This is a genomic window from Flavobacterium endophyticum (assembly GCF_003634455.1).
GTDB lineage: Bacteria > Bacteroidota > Bacteroidia > Flavobacteriales > Flavobacteriaceae > Flavobacterium > Flavobacterium endophyticum.
Genome location: NZ_RBLC01000005.1, coordinates 110,323 through 128,069, shown reverse-complemented (window position 1 = coordinate 128,069; position 17,747 = coordinate 110,323). Strand labels below are relative to the sequence as shown.

General features: G+C 47.4%; 18 protein-coding genes. 4 read left to right on the top strand and 14 right to left on the bottom strand.

What is annotated here, in order from left to right; all coding sequences use genetic code 11:
- Window positions 1-62 precede the first annotated feature (62 nt).
- The 6 genes from CLV94_RS15190 to CLV94_RS15165 form a co-directional block, all read right to left on the bottom strand.
- Window positions 63-491, bottom strand: a complete 429-nt coding sequence (locus CLV94_RS15190) for a PepSY-like domain-containing protein (protein WP_121377362.1) — start codon at window positions 489-491, stop codon at window positions 63-65.
- Between the two features lie 126 nt (window positions 492-617).
- Entirely contained in the window at window positions 618-1,094 is a 477-nt protein-coding gene (locus CLV94_RS15185; RefSeq protein ID WP_121377361.1) for an acyl-CoA thioesterase, read from the bottom strand.
- Between the two features lie 27 nt (window positions 1,095-1,121).
- Entirely contained in the window at window positions 1,122-1,478 is a 357-nt protein-coding gene (locus tag CLV94_RS15180; RefSeq protein ID WP_121377360.1) for a SnoaL-like domain-containing protein, read from the bottom strand.
- A gap of 71 nt (window positions 1,479-1,549) precedes the next feature.
- A complete protein-coding gene (locus CLV94_RS15175; RefSeq protein WP_147406643.1) occupies window positions 1,550-2,131 on the bottom strand; it encodes a Crp/Fnr family transcriptional regulator in 582 nt (193 codons plus the stop codon).
- A 59-nt stretch (window positions 2,132-2,190) separates the two neighbouring features.
- Complete coding sequence (locus tag CLV94_RS15170; RefSeq protein ID WP_121377358.1) at window positions 2,191-2,994, bottom strand: helix-turn-helix domain-containing protein; 804 nt, start codon at window positions 2,992-2,994, stop codon at window positions 2,191-2,193.
- Window positions 2,995-3,070: 76 nt separating this feature from the next.
- Complete coding sequence (locus CLV94_RS15165) at window positions 3,071-4,486, bottom strand: aldehyde dehydrogenase family protein (protein WP_121377357.1); 1,416 nt, start codon at window positions 4,484-4,486, stop codon at window positions 3,071-3,073.
- 207 nt (window positions 4,487-4,693) lie between these two features.
- Here CLV94_RS15165 and CLV94_RS15160 point away from each other — a divergent pair, with 207 nt between their 5' ends.
- The 3 genes from CLV94_RS15160 (at window position 4,694) to hemN (ending at window position 7,957) form a co-directional block, all read left to right on the top strand.
- Complete coding sequence (locus CLV94_RS15160) at window positions 4,694-5,515, top strand: SDR family NAD(P)-dependent oxidoreductase (protein WP_121377356.1); 822 nt, start codon at window positions 4,694-4,696, stop codon at window positions 5,513-5,515.
- Window positions 5,516-5,592: 77 nt separating this feature from the next.
- Window positions 5,593-6,489, top strand: coding sequence for a helix-turn-helix domain-containing protein (locus tag CLV94_RS15155; RefSeq protein WP_121377355.1), 897 nt, complete (start codon window positions 5,593-5,595; stop codon window positions 6,487-6,489).
- A gap of 100 nt (window positions 6,490-6,589) precedes the next feature.
- Entirely contained in the window at window positions 6,590-7,957 is a 1,368-nt protein-coding gene (gene hemN, locus CLV94_RS15150; RefSeq protein ID WP_121377354.1) for an oxygen-independent coproporphyrinogen III oxidase, read from the top strand.
- A gap of 200 nt (window positions 7,958-8,157) precedes the next feature.
- Here hemN and CLV94_RS15145 read toward each other — a convergent pair whose 3' ends face one another.
- The 8 genes from CLV94_RS15145 to CLV94_RS15110 are packed head-to-tail and all read right to left on the bottom strand — an operon-like array spanning window position 8,158 to window position 16,879.
- The gene (locus CLV94_RS15145; RefSeq protein ID WP_121377353.1) at window positions 8,158-8,859 is read right to left on the bottom strand and encodes a sulfite exporter TauE/SafE family protein; all 702 of its coding nucleotides are present in this window, start codon (window positions 8,857-8,859) and stop codon (window positions 8,158-8,160) included.
- A 6-nt stretch (window positions 8,860-8,865) separates the two neighbouring features.
- Entirely contained in the window at window positions 8,866-9,318 is a 453-nt protein-coding gene (locus tag CLV94_RS15140) for a FixH family protein (RefSeq protein ID WP_121377352.1), read from the bottom strand.
- Window positions 9,319-9,370: 52 nt separating this feature from the next.
- The gene (ccoG, locus tag CLV94_RS15135) at window positions 9,371-10,789 is read right to left on the bottom strand and encodes a cytochrome c oxidase accessory protein CcoG (protein ID WP_121377351.1); all 1,419 of its coding nucleotides are present in this window, start codon (window positions 10,787-10,789) and stop codon (window positions 9,371-9,373) included.
- A 22-nt stretch (window positions 10,790-10,811) separates the two neighbouring features.
- On the bottom strand, window positions 10,812-11,747 hold the full coding sequence (locus tag CLV94_RS15130) for a cbb3-type cytochrome c oxidase N-terminal domain-containing protein (RefSeq protein WP_121377350.1): 936 nt from the start codon (window positions 11,745-11,747) through the stop codon (window positions 10,812-10,814).
- On the bottom strand, window positions 11,744-11,947 hold the full coding sequence (locus CLV94_RS15125) for a CcoQ/FixQ family Cbb3-type cytochrome c oxidase assembly chaperone (protein WP_121377349.1): 204 nt from the start codon (window positions 11,945-11,947) through the stop codon (window positions 11,744-11,746). The genes CLV94_RS15130 and CLV94_RS15125 overlap by 4 nt, the downstream gene beginning before the upstream one ends.
- A gap of 4 nt (window positions 11,948-11,951) precedes the next feature.
- On the bottom strand, window positions 11,952-14,144 hold the full coding sequence (gene ccoN, locus CLV94_RS15120; protein ID WP_121377348.1) for a cytochrome-c oxidase, cbb3-type subunit I: 2,193 nt from the start codon (window positions 14,142-14,144) through the stop codon (window positions 11,952-11,954).
- Window positions 14,145-14,196: 52 nt separating this feature from the next.
- On the bottom strand, window positions 14,197-14,424 hold the full coding sequence (ccoS, locus tag CLV94_RS15115; RefSeq protein WP_121377347.1) for a cbb3-type cytochrome oxidase assembly protein CcoS: 228 nt from the start codon (window positions 14,422-14,424) through the stop codon (window positions 14,197-14,199).
- Between the two features lie 58 nt (window positions 14,425-14,482).
- A complete protein-coding gene (locus tag CLV94_RS15110; protein ID WP_121377346.1) occupies window positions 14,483-16,879 on the bottom strand; it encodes a heavy metal translocating P-type ATPase in 2,397 nt (798 codons plus the stop codon).
- Between the two features lie 104 nt (window positions 16,880-16,983).
- Between CLV94_RS15110 and CLV94_RS15105 the strand changes: the two genes are divergently transcribed.
- Complete coding sequence (locus CLV94_RS15105) at window positions 16,984-17,664, top strand: Crp/Fnr family transcriptional regulator (RefSeq protein ID WP_121377345.1); 681 nt, start codon at window positions 16,984-16,986, stop codon at window positions 17,662-17,664.
- Window positions 17,665-17,747: the final 83 nt, after the last annotated feature.

The window sequence follows — 17,747 nt, the reverse complement described above, 5'->3', positions numbered from 1 at the left end:
TTTATAAAAAAAAGCCTCTATCTATTTAGAGGCTTTTTTGCTTTTAAGTATCAGGATCTAAGTTAATCCGCTTTCAAAAATTTTCCTTCTTTAGTAAATTCCAAGTCAATACCATTCGTCAGATCCACATCCAAATCCTTATGCCCATAATCGATATGCGTAATCTTTTCGTTTGGATAATTTTTAGCTACATAGTCTTTTATCGAATCTGGAATAAATGCCGTCGGAATCGGATTTTTTCCTCCATCGACTTCACGATACGAACCGTCTTTCCAGAATTCTACTTCTGTACCGTCTTTCAACTTGACTTCATAGCCCTTTTCGCCGTGTTCTGCATCTTTCTTGGCGACTTCAATCGATGTATGGCTGAAATGTTTTTGCAAGAATTCCTGTGCTGCTTTTGGCAGTTCTGTCGTTTCTATTTTCTTTTGGGCATTAGCCGATACTGCCAAACCTAGCAATAATGCGGCAAAAGCAATTTTCGTTTTCATGGTTGTGTGTTTTAAGGTTATGTCCTTACTAATTTAGCACAACAAAAACGACAATCCAATCACTTTAGCAAATCTTTAATCTTTTGTTTTTTAGTCATATAGCTGATGATTTTTGTGAAAACACTGCTACTTTAGCGTTGCCATCAGCTCTTTGCATCGTTCTTCAAAATAATGCTGCCCTGAAGGCACTACAATCGATTGGAACAATTCCATCAGCTTTTCAGAATGCTTCATCGAAGACTGCGTACGGATATCTACGTGGATAAACTTAGACCAAGACACTGCTTTTAATTTGGCAGCAGATTCATCCCACATCGTCATTTCGACCAAAAGCGATTTCTCCGAAAATTGGATCAGCTGCGATTTGATAGTCACCGTTTCCATCGTAAAAGCAGGCTGCAGATACGCAATCTGGTTGGTCGCCACGACCCAGCCGATCTTTTCGGTCTTGATCATCCCAAATATGTCAAGGTTATAGTTTTCCTTGACTTGGTCTTCGCGAGCATTGATAAAATAGTCAAGGTATTTTGAATTGTTCAGGTGGTTGAACGGATCGCAGTCCTGAAAGCGTATTTTTGCCTTTGAGGCTAGTATTTTTTCCATATAATTGAAGGGTTGAGATTGTAGGATTTATAATCCCGAAATAAAGAATTGCTGGCTTATGATTTTACTGTTTTCTACTTTGTAGACGCACAATTCTGAAATAGTCTTGTCTTGCCCCGCAACGCTGAAATCCATCGAAAGGGAAACGCTGAAATAATTTCCAGCAAGTATAGGTTCAGACAGACGCACCTTTTTAATTTCGGCTCTTGACAAAAATAACTTTTCTCTTTCGACCAAACCAGAAAGCCCTTTCAGGTCCGGCTGATACATCGGGTCGATGCTTACGGCATTCTCGTCAAATAATTCTTCATAAGCTTCCACAAAGTGCTGCTGTTGCAGAAGTGCGGTCAATCGTGCCGCTATTGTTGTAATTGTTTTTTCCATACTCTATAGCCTGATGTTTTTTATACCAAGCGATTACAAATCTAGCCATCGCAAGAACCAAAAAAAATGACCTATGTCAGTTTCGCAGCTACCTGTTTCCGGATACGGCTCAAGCTTTCAGGATGGATACCCAGATACGACGACAAGTGCTTGACCGATATGGCGCTTACGAGCGCAGGATTTTGTTTCAAAAGCAAAGCATAACGCTCTTCGGCGGTCATCGACAGGATCTCGATTTCTCTTTCAAGCCGTTTCATATATTGGATTTCAGCCATCAGTCGGCCGAGCTTTTCTCCGTTCTTGTGCTTTTTGTAGAATAAGTATAAGGAACTGTGCGGTATGCAGCAGGCTTCAATATCGGTTATGGCCTCAATCCGAATAGGCGAAGGCTTTCGGGAAAGAAAGGAATAATAAGCGGCGACAAAAGTTCCTTCCAGCCTAAAATCGACGGTCAGTTCTTTTCCGTCCTTGATGAAAAAGTTGCGTGTTGCGCCCGAGTTAAGAAAATAGATATAATTCTCCACCTGTCCCACGTCGCACAATACGTCGCCTTTTTTGAAATGTTTTATCTCGATCCTATGCGTATAGGCTTCCCATTCTTCAACTGTAAACCGCAGTACGGAATCTACAGCTTCTTTTAATTTTTCTAGCATGGTATGCTTATTTCTGATAAAAATAGGCAATTTATCAAGAAAAAAAGAATAGTGATTCACTACACCTTCGAAGGAGATACCCCATATTTCTTCTTAAACGCAAACGAAAAATGCGACAAGTCTTCAAAACCGACATCAATATAAACTTCCGACGGCGTCTTGGCCTTATTGCTGATCAAGTAATACGCTTCCTGCAACCGTCGTTGCTGCAGCCAGTGGCTCGGCGTATCTTGGAATATTTTCTGGAAATCCCTTTTGAATGTGGCCAAGCTACGTCCCGTGAGGTAAGCAAACCGTTTGAGATGCACGTTAAAGTGAAAGTTCTTGTTCATAAAAGCCTCTAAGTCGATCTTTCCAGGCTCGCTGAAATCAAACAAGATATCTTTTAATTCCGGATTGATCTTGATAAGCAGATAAACCGCCTCTTTTATTTTCAGCCTTAAGAGTTCCTGATTGTTTTCCTGCGGCAATTGCAAGTAGGCGAGGAGCGATTCCATAAAACTTACGTACAGCGGATTCGAAGCAATTGGAATTGCCGTTATATCTAGGGTCGTCTTTTTTGCCGTATAGTTGATTTCTCGACTGATTTCCTGTAACGTCTCTTGATCCAGAAACAAGGAAATAACCTTAAACTCTCCATTTTCTGGCGGCTGTTTTGCGAATTTGGCCAATCGGTTGCGTACGCTCAATCGGAAATCACCTTCTTTGGAATGATACGTATTCTTCGCATCCCATGCTGTCATCGTTCCCGATATCTGGTAGCTGAAAACGTGCTCGGGAATAAAATGTTCTCCTTCTCTTGTACGCTGGTAGTAACAGGAATACAATACCTGCGGAGTTTTATCGTCTTTTGATGCTGTCATGATGGTAAAGTTAAAAAAATAGCTTCAGAAATACTGCTGTTTTTTAACCGTATTTCCGAAGCTGTTGTTGTGCAGTTTATCCGATCAAGGCTTTTGGTTCCAGATACGCTTCGAGTCCGTAGATGCCGAATTCCCTTCCGATACCCGATTGCTTGAATCCTCCGAAGGGCGCTTCAGGATCATGGTTCAAGCCGTTGACCAATACACGTCCGGCATTGATTTGCGAGGCAACGCGTCGTGCTCTTTCTGTATTTGCAGAACTCACATACGCCTGCAATCCGTAGATGGTGTCATTAGCAATCTCGACAGCTTCCGCTTCGTCTTTGTAGGTAATGATAGAAAGCACCGGACCGAAGATTTCTTCCTGAGCAATGCGCATCTTGTTATCTACATTATAAAAAACCGTTGGCTTTACAAAGTTTCCGTTTTCAAGACCTTCCGGATGTCCGAGCCCGCCAGTAAGGACAGAAGCACCTTCTTCAATCCCTAATTTGATATAGCCCTGCACTCTCTCGTACTGCTTTTGGCTAACCATCGGCCCTATAGCTGTTGTTTCTTCTTTCGGATCGCCTACAGGAAACAACGGAAGCATTGTTTGTATCAATTCTTTGGCCTCTTCGAGTCGGCTTTCCGGAACCAAAAGGCGTGTTGCGGCAACACAAGCCTGTCCGCTGTTCATAAAGGCCGCTGCGATGGCTGTTGGAATCGCCTTAGAAAAATCAGCATCCCCTAGAAGAATGTTTGGCGACTTGCCTCCGAGCTCTAGAGTATAGCGTTTCAGGGTAGCCGAAGCTTCGCGGGCAATAATCTTTCCTACGGTGCTCGATCCGGTAAACGAGATTTTGGCAACGTCAGGATGCGTGCTGATTTCGGCACCTACGGTTTCACCCAGTCCGTTTACGATATTAAAGACGCCCGCAGGCAATCCAGCTTCGTGCAGGCATTCGGCCATAAGCTGCGTCTGCAAGGCGCTCATTTCGCTAGGCTTGATGACAGCGGTACAGCCTGCTGCCACAGCAGTAGCCAGCTTTCCGGCAATAAAGCCATTGCTGGCATTCCACGGAATGATGATGCCAACGACGCCTAGCGGTGTCAATTGCACTTCCGAAAAGCCCATCTTCTTTGTAAAGTCGAATTTTTCTAAAGTAGCTATAGCAGCAGTAAATCCGCTGAGCGTGAATTCCATGCTCATCCTGCAGAACTGCAAAGTCCCGCCATATTCTTCTACCATCACGTCAACAAGTTCGTCTTTTCGTCTGGATACCGCTTCGCGCATTCGTTTCAAGTATTCGATACGTTCTGCTTTTGCCGTTTGAGAAAAAGTCTTAAAAGCTTCCTTGGCTGCAGCAATGGCAGTTCGGGCATCGTGCTCGTTTCCTAAAACGACCTGTCCGATCTGTTTATTGGTTGTCGGACTAATAAGGTCAAAGACTTGGTTCCCTTGCGGTTTCACAAACTCGCCGTTGATGTAGATGCTGTCAATTATTTTCATAGTATTAAAATTATGTATCTGATTATTGATACGGCAAAGTTCAGCTATAGCCATACGCCCTGTTTTGCTGTACGGCTCAATATCGCTTTGCTGTACGGCTCACCGTTAGCTCTAGGACAAAATGTATATGCTTTACCGCTTTTTGTATAAATCCTCCCAGTATCACTGTCCTAACTTTGTCCTGTTATTAATCTAATACATTTACTGATGTCAAAAGTCATATTTATTACAGGTGCTTCCCGCGGATTTGGGAAGATATGGGCAGAAGCCTTTCTAAAACGCGGCGACAAAGTTGCTGCAACAGCGAGAAACATAGACTCGCTCAACGATTTAAAAGCACAATACGGCGAAGCGATCCTGCCGATACAATTGGACGTAACCAACCGCGAGCAGAGTTTTGCCGCAATCAACCAAGCCAAAGAATATTTCGGAAAGCTGGATGTCATTATCAACAATGCGGGTTACGGGCTGTTCGGAACCATTGAAGAAAACTCTGAAAAAGAAGTCAGAGACCAGATCGAAACGAACGTATTCGGATTGTTATGGATTACCCAAGCGGCGCTTCCGATCTTGAGAGCACAAGGCCACGGGCATATCATCCAACTGTCTAGCGTATTGGGCGTTGCTACCCTACCGACTTTAGGCATCTACAATGCTTCCAAATTTGCAGTTGAAGCGATAAGCGAGACGCTTGCTACAGAGGTGAAGGAGTTCGGCATTAAAGTAACTTTGGTAGAGCCAAACGGATTCTCTACCGACTGGGCTGGGCCTTCTGCTATCCAATCAGAAACGATAGCGGCTTATGACAATGTGAGGGCTGCCTTCCATGCGGGATTGGCCGATACGGATTCCTTCGGTAATCCAGAAGCCACTGCCGAAGCCATCCTAAAACTGGTCGATGCCGCCAATCCGCCATTGCGCTTGTTCCTTGGTAAGGTAGCCTTGCCTTGGGTAAAAGAAGTGTATGCGCAGCGCCTTTCAGAATGGGAAGAATGGAAAGATGTGTCTGCAAAAGCACATGGAAAATAAACTGCTTTTTTAGTATATTTACGTACCTAATTTTAAAAAGAACTGCGCCTTCAAAAGCGTGGTTCTTCTCCTTTTTTATGAAACATTACAAAACCATAAGCGAACTGCACCGCGCCGTTGGCTATACGCCTCCAGAAAATCCTCTGGTGAGCTTGGTCGTGTGCGAAAGACTAGCGGAATGCTCTATAGGACAGAGCGAATTTACTACCGATTTTTACATGATCGCTTTCAAGAAGATCAAGTCGGGTTATGTGCTCTATGGCAGGACGAAATACGACCATGACGACGGCTCGATGATGTTCGTGAAGCCGCGACAGGTAATAGAAATCAACAATGTAGAACTCGAAGAAAAAGGCTTTATCATCTGGATCCACGAAGATTACCTGAACGGTTTCCATCTTCATTCCGAAATAAAGAAATACGGCTATTTTGATTACGAAGCCAACGAGGCGTTGCATCTTTCGGCCCGCGAAGAGCAGATTATCTGGGACCTTTACAGCAAGATAGATCAAGAATACTATAACAACCAAGACGAATACAGCCGCGAGATCATCATTGCGCATATCGATTCCATCTTAAAATACTCGCAGCGCTTCTACAAGAGACAGTTCATTAACAGGACAGAGCTGTCTGGCAAGACCGTATCTAAGTTTAATGACTTCCTGTCTTCGTATCTGGAAAACGGAAAGCTTCTCGAAAAAGGACTGCCGACCGTAAAGTCGCTCGCCGCCTTATTTAACCTTTCGCCGCGCTATCTTAGCGATTTGCTGAAACAAGAAACCGGCAAGACAGCCATGGAACTGATTCATATCTTCCTGATTTCCGAAGCCAAGAACCTGCTGCAAGGCTCTGAAAACTCGGTTTCTGAAACGGCCTATGCGCTTGGTTTTGACAACCCACCGTATTTTTCGAGGCTTTTCAAGAAAGAAGTCGGCATAAGCCCGAACGAATACCGGAAGAACTTTCTGAATTAAGATATCCAATTCAGAACCATGCTGTTAAAATTAACGAACATGACAATTATCATTCTTTAAAAATGGTAAGGGAAGTAGCTTTGGCATAAAATTACCGATCATGCCAAGCCATTCCCTTGTCCAAAAATACAATGTCCCTGGTCCTAGGTACACAAGCTATCCGACGGTACCGTATTGGGACAGCAGCAATTTCAGTTATGAATCGTGGATGCAATCCTTCAAGAAATCCTTCCGCGAAAGCAATGCTTCCGAAGGCATCAGCATCTATATCCACTTGCCGTTTTGCGAGAGCCTCTGCACGTTCTGCGGCTGTACTAAGCGCATCACCAAGAACCATACTGTCGAACAGCCCTATCTCGAAGCCGTCCTAAAAGAATGGCAGCTCTATTGCCATGAAATGGAGGAGAAGCCTGTGATCAAAGAGATACACCTCGGCGGCGGCACGCCTACCTTTTTTGCCGTAAAGCATCTGGAAGACCTCATCAATGGCATACTCAAGACTGGCATAAAGGCGAAGGATTTCGAATTCAGCTTTGAAGGACATCCCAACAATACCACCAAAGAACACCTACAGAAGCTCTACGACCTCGGATTCCGCAGGGTAAGCTTTGGCGTTCAGGATTATTCCGAAACCGTCCAGAAAGCCATCCACCGCATCCAGCCATTCCAGAATGTTGCCAAGGTAACGCTGTGGGCGAAGGAAATAGGCTATACCTCTGTAGGACACGACTTGGTCTTCGGACTGCCGTTCCAGACGATTGAAGATGTGGTCGATACCATCGAAAAGACCCGTTCCCTCAAGCCCGACCGATTGGCCTTTTACAGCTATGCTCATACGCCTTGGATCAAAGGCAACGGACAGCGCGGCTATAAAGACGAAGACATTCCGAAAGACGACGAAAAACGCAAGCTCTACGAAATCGGCAAGGCGCTACTGCATTCCAACGGCTACCACGAAATTGGCATGGACCATTTTGCTCTTGCGACCGATTCGCTGTATAAAGCTTCAGCAGCAGGAAAGCTCCACCGCAATTTTATGGGCTACAGCCATTCCAAGACGCAGCTTATGATCGGATTGGGCGTATCCTCTATCAGCGACAGCTGGTACGGCTTTGCCCAGAACGTAAAAGACCTAGATGATTACTACCAGTTGCTGGAATGGAACCAAGTACCCGTCAACCGCGGGCATATCCTCACCAAAGAAGACTTGATTATCCGACAACACATACTCAACCTGATGTGCCGTTTTGAAACAACGTGGAGCCGACGGGAAGAATCTTTTCCAGAACTGCCAGCCGTACTTGAAAAACTATCCGAAATGCAAGACGATGGCCTGCTCCTGATTGAAGAAGACAAACTTACCATTACCGAAGCAGGCAAGCCTTTCCTAAGAAATGCCTGTATGGCATTTGATGTTCGATTGCAGCGCAGCGTACCGGAAACGCAGTTGTTTTCGATGGTTATTTGAGAAAGGCGCTAAGAGGCTAAGGTGCTGAGGTACTGAAGTTTTGATAGTTATAGGTGATTGGCATTGTGAAAATAAGAAACAAACAAAACTATTTATAGTAGCCTCTCATTATTGCAAAAACAAAACAAACCTCAGCACCTTAGAACCTCAGTACCTTCCTAAAAACCTTAGTACCTTAACACCTTAGCACCTCAGCACCTCTACCCACAATCCGGCATCCCCTTCACAAACAAACTCATATTTCCCGGAGACACATACATAATATCCAAACCCATACCGCGGAGGATAAACAATGTTCCGATAAGGATTGTGGCGATCGGAATGACCTTCTGTAGTTTTGTCCTGAAGCTGGTGCTTAAAAAGCGGCCTGCATACGCCGCCACACTCAGCATAGGAATGGTTCCCAAGCCATACAAAGCCATATAGGCAATGCCCAAAGGAGCATGCTGCATGGCCAGTGCGCCGAACAAGGCCGCATAGACCAGTCCGCAGGGCAGGAACCCGTTAAGCAGGCCGATCAAAAACAAGGCGCTGTTGCTTTTTTTCTTGAACTGCCTTCCCAGTCCCGATTTTACTTTAGAAATGATACTATAGACGGGCCGTGAAAAGTTATACTGCATAAAAACCTTTTCTGGAATAACAGCAATCAGTATCATAAAAACACCAACAATTACCGACAGCTGCTGCTGCATTCCAGCCAAGTAAAAGCCTTTTCCCAGCAGCCCAAAAACCAACCCGAGGCTGCTGTAGGCCGTGAGCCTCCCCAAATGATAGAGCAGGAGCTGGGCCGTCTTTTTTGCCTGGCTGCTGCGGTCAAGCGGCAGCATCATGGCAATAGGACCGCACATTCCCACGCAGTGGAGGCTGGAAATAAGCCCGAAGAAAAAAGCAGAGTATATCATTTGAGTCTAGTCTAGCGTAAGCTGTTCTTTGTTGAGGTAGCCGGTGCCCTCATACTTCCAGTCGATGATAATGTCCCAGCGGCCGCCAGCCAAATCACTTTTAGGTATGAGCAAATTAGAAGAAGACAGTGCGATCGGAATGGCAAAGTCTAATTTCTGGCTGGACGGCCTGTAGAGGGACACTTTTCCTGTAATATTCTTATAATCGAAGCCTTGAGGGAAACGTATGGTAATGCCATTTTCTACCGCTTCCAAGGCTACCTTGTGCTGTAATCTTGCGGCATTGTCTTCTTTGTCGAGCTGTGCCTGCAGTCCGGTTTCGTATTTGTAGTAGTCTTCGATGACCAGCTCGTTGTCGTATTTGTGGTCTGACTGTACGAGAAAGACAAAGAACAGTATGAACGACATAAACAGTGCAAAAGCGATAAAGATTCCGGTTCCCCAGTTTAGTTTCTTCATGATTCCTATTTTTATGCGTCCGCTTGCTTTAGGACAGGCGGCAGCGGTTGTATTAATTAAAGCTTCTTGGGCCTAGAAAATTAGTTCGTTCGGTCTCTATCAGCTGGTTTCCTTTATACACGCCGATCTCGATAGGCGTCTTGTCGCCTTCCAGAAAAGCCGGATTGATTTCTACAAACAGCGTTCCCTGAGCCATGCCTTCCTTGGCAATCCTAAACCGCGGCTTGCCTACGGTGGTGATGGTTCCTTTCGGATGCAGCAGCTCAAAATGGATATCGTCAAAATCGTTTACGGTCTTGTTCACGACCTTGTACGTATAGACATTGCTGATGTTTTCGCCTTTATGCTCGAACAATTGCCCGGGCAGCCGTAATATGGTGGCCTCGACGTCGTTTCTCAAGAACAGCAGTCCGATAAAGATGCCTGTTAAGATGAACAGTACCGCCGTATAGCCTTTCATGCGTGCCGTAAACTCAAACGTTTTGTTTTTGGTAATCTCGTCTTCCGACGCATAGCGGATGAGTCCTTTCGGAAGGCTAACCTTTTCCATTATGGCATCGCATTCGTCGATACAGGCCGTGCAGTTGATGCATTCCAGCTGCGTTCCGTTGCGGATGTCGATACCCGTAGGGCAGACGTTTACGCACTGCCTGCAATCGATACAGTCGCCTTTGCCGCTGAGCGTTCGGTCTTCTCTTTTATCCATCTTGGCCCTGCCTTTTTCCTTTTCGCCTCGCACGTGGTCATAGGCCACGATAATTGACTTGTTGTCCAACAGCACGCCCTGCAGCCTCCCGTAAGGACAGGCGATAATGCAGACCTGCTCGCGGAACCAGGCATAGACAAAATAAAAGACGCCTGTAAAAATCAATAAGGCAATAAAAGTGCTGAGATGGTTGGCCAAGGGCTCTTTTACCAGCCTGAACAGTTCGTCGCTGCCGATAAGGTAGGCGAGGAACACGTTGGCGATGCCGAAAGAAATGACGAAAAAGACCGTCCATTTCAAAACCCGCTTGCGGATTTTTTCGCTATCCCAGCGCTGCTTGTCCAATCGCAGCTGCGCCCCGCGGTCACCGTCAATCCAGAACTCGATCCTGCGAAAGACCATTTCCATAAAGATGGTCTGCGGGCAGATCCAGCCACAGAATATTCTTCCGAAAGCTACCGTAAACAGTGCCACGAATACGACGCCCACCAGCATCGAAATCACGAACAGGTAGAAATCCTGCGGCCAGAACGGAAACCCGAAGATGTTGAACTTGCGTTCTGTCACATTGAACAGCAGGAACTGGTTGCCGTTTACCTTCACGAAAGGAGCCGCAAACAAGAACAGCAATAGAAAATAGCTGACGATCTTGCGCCTGTCGTACAGTTTTCCTGAAGGGATTTTTGGGAATACCCAGATTCTCTTTCCTTTGTCATCTACGGTTCCTATCGCATCGCGAAAGGACTCATCCGGCATTTTTGGCATAACTCTTTATTTTTTCTGCACCCTAGTTTTGGGCTACCGTTTTAGCTTCTTCCGTTTTAGCGCCTGCTTCTTTAGGTGCGTTTTCGTCTACCCATACCTCGCCCTCGGCAGGCTTAGGGTCTTTGGGATTAGAGCCTTGCAACGACAATACATAGCTTGCCACCTGCTGTATTTCAGACGGTTTTAGCGTGCCTTTCCAAGCCACCATTCCTTTGCCGTCGCGTCCTCCTTCGGTAATCGTATGGAAGACGTTCTTGATGCCGCCGCCCAGAATCCAATGGTCGTCTGTCAGGTTAGGGCCTATGGCGCCTCCGGCATCCGGTCGATGGCAGGCTATGCAGTTGGTTTGGAATACTGCCTTTCCTGCGGCAATATCGCCCGCATCCGTCAGCAGCGTTACCGTTTCGGCATCGATGAGGTCTTTGGCGGTCTTTTTATATTCTTCTACGGCCAGCTTGGCTTCGGCCATTTCGGTCTCGAATTCCTTGGTCTGGTCGTCGTGCCCGAAGATGTGGTACTTGGCCAGATAGATAAACGCAAAGACGATACAGGCATAGAACAATTTGGTCCACCATGGCGGCAGGTCGTTGTCAAGCTCCTTGATGCCGTCATAATCATGGCTCAGCAGCAGCTCGCCCTCTTCTTCAATCGGCCTGTCTTTTACCAGCCATTTTTTTATTTTTTTATACAGCTTGCTGTCCGTAATCTTTACTTCTTTGGCCTCTTCGAGCTGCCTGCGCTGTTCTTCGGTGAGCAGGTGGTAGGTCACGTTGTCTACCGCGGCCACGACCATTTCGATGGCAATCAGCAGGAACAGGAAGACGGCCAGAAATACGGAAATCATCGGATATTTCAAGAAAGCAGGCCGGTCGCCAGAGTCAATAAAATATTCCATTGCCAAGAATACGGCAAAGAAGATGATCGGCACCCTCAGGTATACCGGAAGTATTTTTTTCATGGCGTGTCGTTTTTGAGGTTATCGATTTCGTTCTCGCTCTCGAAAGGAATATGGCTCAATTCTGCAATCTTTTCTTTCTTGTAGGTGTAGGTCCAGGCATAGAGAACCAAAAAAAATAAGAAGAAGATGAGCAGCGAAATGATCGGATAGATCTCGATGCCCGAGATGGTTTCCATATTGTGCTTGATAAACTTTAGCATGGCGTTAGTTTTTGGTTGTTGCTTCTTTGACTTTGATATCGGTTCCCATGCGCTGGAGGTAGGCAATCATCGGTACGATTTCTCTCTGGTACATCGGGATAAACGGATCGCCTTTGGCAGCAGCAGCCTTGCGGCTTTCCTCGTAGCTTTTCCTAAAATCGGGATCGGTATACAAGTTCTTTTCGATAGCCTGTGCCTGCTTGTTGATGGCGGCCTGCGCGTTGGCAATTTCTTCTTTGGTATACGGAACGCCCAATTGCACCATCACTTCCATCTTTTTCTGGATGTCAGAATAGTCCATCGGCTTGTTGTCGAACAGCCATTTGTACGACGGCATGATCGATCCGGCCGAAGTGCTCCTTGGGTCCCACATGTGGTTGAAGTGCCAGTTGTCGGAATATTTGCCTCCAATACGCATCAGGTCGGGTCCCGTTCTCTTAGAGCCCCACAGGAACGGATGGTCATAGACGTATTCGCCCGACTTAGAATACTCGCCATAACGCTCGACTTCGGAACGGAACGGACGGATCATCTGCGAGTGGCAGCCCACGCAACCTTCGCGTATGTAGAGGTCGCGGCCTTCCAATTCTAAAGGCGTATACGGCTTGACCGCAGCAATGGTCGGGATGTTTGATTTGACCATGAGGGTCGGCACGATCTGTATGACACCGCCTATCAAGATGGCAATGGTTGCCAAGATGGTCAGCTGTATCGGCCTTCTTTCTAGCCAAGGGTGGAACTTTTCGCCTTTCATCCTTTTGCTCGTGATTTTCTGCAAGGCTGGCGCTTCGGCCAATTCGTCTTCGATCGCGTTTCCTTGTTTTACGGTCTTCACGATGTTGTAGATCATCACAAAAAGCCCGATGATAAATAACGTACCGCCTATGGCTCTCATCCAGTACATCGGCATGATCTGTTTTACGGTTTCCAAGAAGTTGCCGTAGACCAAAGAACCGTCTGGATTGAACTGTTTCCACATCGAAGCCTGTGCAAAGCCTGCCACATACATCGGCAGGGTATAGAGGATGATGCCCAGCGTACCGATCCAAAAGTGGACGTTAGCTAATTTTTTAGAATATAAGGACGTTTTTGCCATGCGCGGAATCAGCCAGTAGATCATCCCGAAAGTCAGGAATCCGTTCCAAGCCAAGGCGCCAACGTGTACGTGGGCCACGATCCAGTCTGTAAAGTGGGCAATGGCGTTGACATTTTTAAGCGATAGCATCGGTCCTTCAAACGTGGCCATACCATAACCCGTAATCGCTACGACAAAGAATTTTAGTACCGGTTCCGTACGTACCTTGTCCCATACGCCTCTCAAGGTCAGCAGTCCGTTGATCATACCGCCCCATGACGGAGCAATCAGCATGATAGAGAATACGACGCCCAGGTTCTGTGCCCAGTCGGGCAGGGCAGAATAGAGCAGGTGATGGGGACCCGCCCAGATATAGATAAAAATCAATGACCAGAAGTGGATGATAGAAAGCCTATACGAATACACCGGACGGTTGGCGGCCTTGGGCACAAAATAATACATGAGTCCCAAGAACGGCGTGGTCAGGAAGAAAGCCACGGCATTGTGGCCGTACCACCACTGTACGAGCGCATCCTGCACTCCGGCATAGACCGAATAGCTTTTTAGCGCGCCTACAGGCAGGGCAAGGCTGTTAAAGATGTGCAGCACGGCTACGGTCACAAAAGTGGCCAGATAGAACCAGATAGCTACATAGAGATGGCGTTCCCTTCTCTTGATAATTGTCCCGATCATGTTGATGCCGAATACCACCCATACTACGGCAATAGCAATATCTATCGGCCATTCCAGTTCGGCATATTCTTTAGAAGAGGTATAGCCCAACGGCAGGGTGATAGCGGCGGCTACAATGATAAACTGCCAGGCCCAAAAGTTGATGCTGCTCAGCAGGTCGCTGAACATCCTAGCCTTGAGCAGGCGCTGCAGCGAATAGTAGATACCCGCAAACGTGGCGTTCCCTACAAAAGCAAAGATAACGGCATTGGTATGCAGCGGTCGGAGCCTTCCGTAGCTCAGCCACGAAACGCCTTCTGTCAGGTTCGGGAAGAGGTACATAGAGGCAATCAAAAGCCCCACGAGCATCCCTACCGCACCCCAGATGATGGTCGCGTAAAGAAACTTCTTTACGATCTTGTTGTCATAATAAAACTGTTGTACTTCCATGCGTGATTTAAGATGTATTAGAGTATTAGAGGGTTAGTTATTTGTTGTGCTGCTATTTTGTGTTGCAGGGTATAGGCGTGTTGGAAAGGGGATTTTCCGTGTCCTTTTTCTTTTCTTTTTCTTCCTGTGTTTTCTTGACAATCTCATCGTCAAAAAGCATCCGGACCGACGGCGTATAGTCGTCGTCATACTGCCCGTTGCGCACCGCTTTTACAAAGGCGATAAAGAAGCACACGGCTACGACGATGCTGATGGAGATTAATAAATAGATGACGCTCATACCTTGAGTTTATAGTGACAAAATTACTTTGGCGGGTGTTCTAAAAACATGATATTTATCATGCCCGTCCTTTTTTAGGGTTTAATTTTCGGGCGTAATAATTGCTCGCCAGCGTGACAAAGCTGATGATGGTCACGGTGCTCAGCGGCATGATGATGGCCGCTACCAGAGGCGACAGCCTGCCGCTCACCGCAAAGCTCAGTCCCACGAAGTTATAGAGCAGCGACAGCGCAAAGCTCATCTTGATGGTCGCCAAGGCTTTTTTAGACAGTTTCAGGAAATAGGCGAGCTGCGTGAACTCGGTCGCATCAAGTATGCCGTCGCAGGCGGGAGAAAACACGTTGACGTTTTCGGAAATGGAAATTCCTACGCTGCTCTGTGCCAAGGCACCTGCATCATTAAGTCCGTCGCCCACCATCATTACATTATGGCCCTGTTCCTGCCAGTTCTTGATGGCTTCCAGCTTCTGTTCGGGCTTCTGGTTAAAGAGCAGTTCGGTGCCCAGCGGCAGCATCTTTTCGAGCTGTGCCCGCTCGCCGTCGTTATCGCCCGAAAGGATTTTTAGGTCGTAGCGCTGGCTCAGGCTGTCGAACAGCTGTTCAAGGCCCTTGCGGTATTGGTTGTCGAAAGTGTAGCTTCCCTTGTAATCGTTGTTGATGGCAATGTGCACTGCCGTCTGTGCCGTGTTTGCAGCTTCGGTACATCCTACATACGAAGCCGCTCCCAGCTTGATGCAGTTTCCGTCAATAATACCCTCGATACCCTTTCCTGTACTTTCCTCAAAACCGTGCACGGTACGCAATGCTGCGGCGGGCAGAAACTCATACAGCCTGCGGCTTAGCGGATGGTTGGAACCTCTGAGAAGGTTTTTTATATACGACAGTTCGGTCGCCGATGGCAACACTCCCGTAAAGGCAATATCCGATGCCTTGCTGGTCGTTATCGTTCCCGTCTTGTCAAAGACAATCATGTCGGTCTTGGCAAGCTGCTCGATGACGCCCGCGTTCTTCAAATAAAGCTTCTGCCTTCCCATGATGCGCAGGATATTGCCCATCGTAAAGGGAGCGGTCAGCGCCAAGGCACACGGACAGGCAACAATCAGTACGGCAGTGAATACATTAAAGGCCGTGTTGGCATCCCTAAAAATCCAGTAGCCGAATCCGGCAACGGCAATAAACAGGAGGGCAGGCGTGAAGTAGCGGCTGATGGCATCGGTGATGCTCCTGCGGTGCTGGGTGCTTTTCTTTTCAAAGACAGCGTTGCTCCACAGCTGGGTAAGGTAGCTTTGGGAGACAGAGCTGAGCACTTCCATTTCTATAGGCTGCCCGAGTAGTCGGCCTCCGGCGTAGATCTTGTCGCCTGATTCCTTGCGGATCGGGTCGGCCTCTCCGGTCACAAAACTGTAGTCGATCTGGCAGCCCTTGCTGATCAATATGCCATCTACGGGAATGAGCTCCTGATTGCGGATCAGCAGTCGGTCGCCTTTCTGGATGTCGTAGACAGGAACAGAAACTTCTTGCTGCTGCGTATTTATCTGCGTGACGGCTATCGGGAAATACGACTTAAAATCCCTTTCAAAGGAAAGAAAGCTATAGGTCTTCTGCTGGAACAGCCTGCCCACGAGCATAAAGAAGACCAAGGCAGTAAGGCTGTCGAAAAAGCCCTGCCCGTAGCCGAAGACGATGTCTACGGTACTCCTTACGAACATGACGATGATGCCCAGCGCAATCGGAATGTCGATGTTGAACATGCCGTTGCGGATGCTCTTATAGGCCGAGACGTAATAGCCGCTGGCCGAATAGAGAAAGGAGGGCAGCGAGAGCGCAAAGATGAGCCAGCGGAAAAAGCCGCGGTACTGGTCGAGCCAGAACTCTTCGGTCTCAAAGTATTCGGGAAACGAAAGCAGCATGATGTTGCCGAAGCAGAAAAAGGCGACGCCCAGCTTGTAGATAAGACTGCGGTCGGTGCCCTGCTTGCCGCTCTCGTAATTTTCGAGCGATATGTAAGGCTCATAGCCGATGGAGCAGAGCATCAATACGATGTCCTTGAGGCTTGTTTCCTGCGGATTGAAAATAATGCGTACTTTTTTCTCGGAGAAATTGACCTGCGAAGTACCGATGCCCTTGTGGAGCCGGTGCAGGTTCTCTAGAATCCAGATGCAGGAACTGCAGTGGATGTGGGGAATATAGAGGGAGACGATGCTCGTTCCTTCTTCTTGAAATTCCAGCAGCCTTTCGGCTATCTTTTCATTGTCTAAAAAATCATACCTTCCGTTTACGGCCTGCGGCGTAGCGCCGGGCGTCCTTTCAAAGTCATAGTACGAAGAAAGCCCGTTGTCGGCGAAAATCTCATAGACCGTCTTGCAGCCCCTGCAGCAGAACGACTTGCCGTCAAAAACGATTTCTTCTTTTTGTATGACCTCCAGACCGCAGTGGAAACAACTTTGCGTGTCCATAATTTGCTCATTTACCTGATGCAAAGGTTGCAAATGCCTGAAGCGCAAACTATGATAATTATCATGCTTTTGCCTATCTTTGCAAAACTAATTCCCATTCCGCCATGAGCAAGTGTGAGCAATGCATCGTTCGAGAATTCAGTTCGCTAAAGGCCCTCAACAAGGAGGAGCTGCTAAAGATAGCGGACTGCAAATCGTCGTATACCATCAAAAAAGGAGAGCCTATTTTTGAGGAAGGCGAGAACGTCAACGGCATCTTTTGCGTCAAGGACGGAGTGTGCAAGCTGTCTAAGCTGAGCGCGAACGGCAAGGACCAGATCATCAAGCTGGTGTCTAAAGGAGAGCTGCTCGGGCAGCGTTCTATGATTAGCGACGAGCCGGCCAACCTGAGCGCCGTAGCGCTAGAAGACATGGAAGTCTGCTTTATACCCAAAAGCGATATCATGCCGCTGTTTAACCAGAACAATGCCTTTTCGATGAACGTGATGCGCGCTATCTGCGGCGACCTCAAAGAGGCCGACGATCATGTGGTAGACATGGCGCAGAAGACGGTACGCCAACGCCTGGCCGAAACGCTGCTGCACCTGCAAGATACGTTTGGCACGCAGGAAGACGGCAGCCTTAAAACCCAGCTGACGCGCGAAGAAATCGGCAGCCTTATCGGTACCGCTACCGAGAGCTGCATCCGCCTGCTGTCTGACTTTAACAAGAGCGGGCTTATCGAGCTCAAAGGCAAGAAGATCTTTTTAAGAGACATCAAAGGCTTAAAGCGAGAAGCAGAATAATACCCGACGATACGCTACACCCCCTACGCTACTGTTCCGCAGCGATTGCATTTTTAGTTTGGGCTTTTGGCCTTTGTAACAAA

What these genes read in the sequence shown, in the direction of transcription:
- CLV94_RS15190 (WP_121377362.1), bottom strand. Translation starts at nt 491, where the DNA reads ATGAAAACGAAAATTGCTTTTGCCGCATTATTGCTAGGTTTGGCAGTA.
- CLV94_RS15185 (WP_121377361.1), bottom strand. Translation starts at nt 1,094, where the DNA reads ATGGAAAAAATACTAGCCTCAAAGGCAAAAATACGCTTTCAGGACTGC.
- CLV94_RS15180 (WP_121377360.1), bottom strand. Translation starts at nt 1,478, where the DNA reads ATGGAAAAAACAATTACAACAATAGCGGCACGATTGACCGCACTTCTG.
- CLV94_RS15175 (WP_147406643.1), bottom strand. Translation starts at nt 2,131, where the DNA reads ATGCTAGAAAAATTAAAAGAAGCTGTAGATTCCGTACTGCGGTTTACA.
- CLV94_RS15170 (WP_121377358.1), bottom strand. Translation starts at nt 2,994, where the DNA reads ATGACAGCATCAAAAGACGATAAAACTCCGCAGGTATTGTATTCCTGT.
- CLV94_RS15165 (WP_121377357.1), bottom strand. Translation starts at nt 4,486, where the DNA reads ATGAAAATAATTGACAGCATCTACATCAACGGCGAGTTTGTGAAACCG.
- CLV94_RS15160 (WP_121377356.1), top strand. Translation starts at nt 4,694, where the DNA reads ATGTCAAAAGTCATATTTATTACAGGTGCTTCCCGCGGATTTGGGAAG.
- CLV94_RS15155 (WP_121377355.1), top strand. Translation starts at nt 5,593, where the DNA reads ATGAAACATTACAAAACCATAAGCGAACTGCACCGCGCCGTTGGCTAT.
- hemN (WP_121377354.1), top strand. Translation starts at nt 6,590, where the DNA reads ATGCCAAGCCATTCCCTTGTCCAAAAATACAATGTCCCTGGTCCTAGG.
- CLV94_RS15145 (WP_121377353.1), bottom strand. Translation starts at nt 8,859, where the DNA reads ATGATATACTCTGCTTTTTTCTTCGGGCTTATTTCCAGCCTCCACTGC.
- CLV94_RS15140 (WP_121377352.1), bottom strand. Translation starts at nt 9,318, where the DNA reads ATGAAGAAACTAAACTGGGGAACCGGAATCTTTATCGCTTTTGCACTG.
- ccoG (WP_121377351.1), bottom strand. Translation starts at nt 10,789, where the DNA reads ATGCCAAAAATGCCGGATGAGTCCTTTCGCGATGCGATAGGAACCGTA.
- CLV94_RS15130 (WP_121377350.1), bottom strand. Translation starts at nt 11,747, where the DNA reads ATGAAAAAAATACTTCCGGTATACCTGAGGGTGCCGATCATCTTCTTT.
- CLV94_RS15125 (WP_121377349.1), bottom strand. Translation starts at nt 11,947, where the DNA reads ATGCTAAAGTTTATCAAGCACAATATGGAAACCATCTCGGGCATCGAG.
- ccoN (WP_121377348.1), bottom strand. Translation starts at nt 14,144, where the DNA reads ATGGAAGTACAACAGTTTTATTATGACAACAAGATCGTAAAGAAGTTT.
- ccoS (WP_121377347.1), bottom strand. Translation starts at nt 14,424, where the DNA reads ATGAGCGTCATCTATTTATTAATCTCCATCAGCATCGTCGTAGCCGTG.
- CLV94_RS15110 (WP_121377346.1), bottom strand. Translation starts at nt 16,879, where the DNA reads ATGGACACGCAAAGTTGTTTCCACTGCGGTCTGGAGGTCATACAAAAA.
- CLV94_RS15105 (WP_121377345.1), top strand. Translation starts at nt 16,984, where the DNA reads ATGAGCAAGTGTGAGCAATGCATCGTTCGAGAATTCAGTTCGCTAAAG.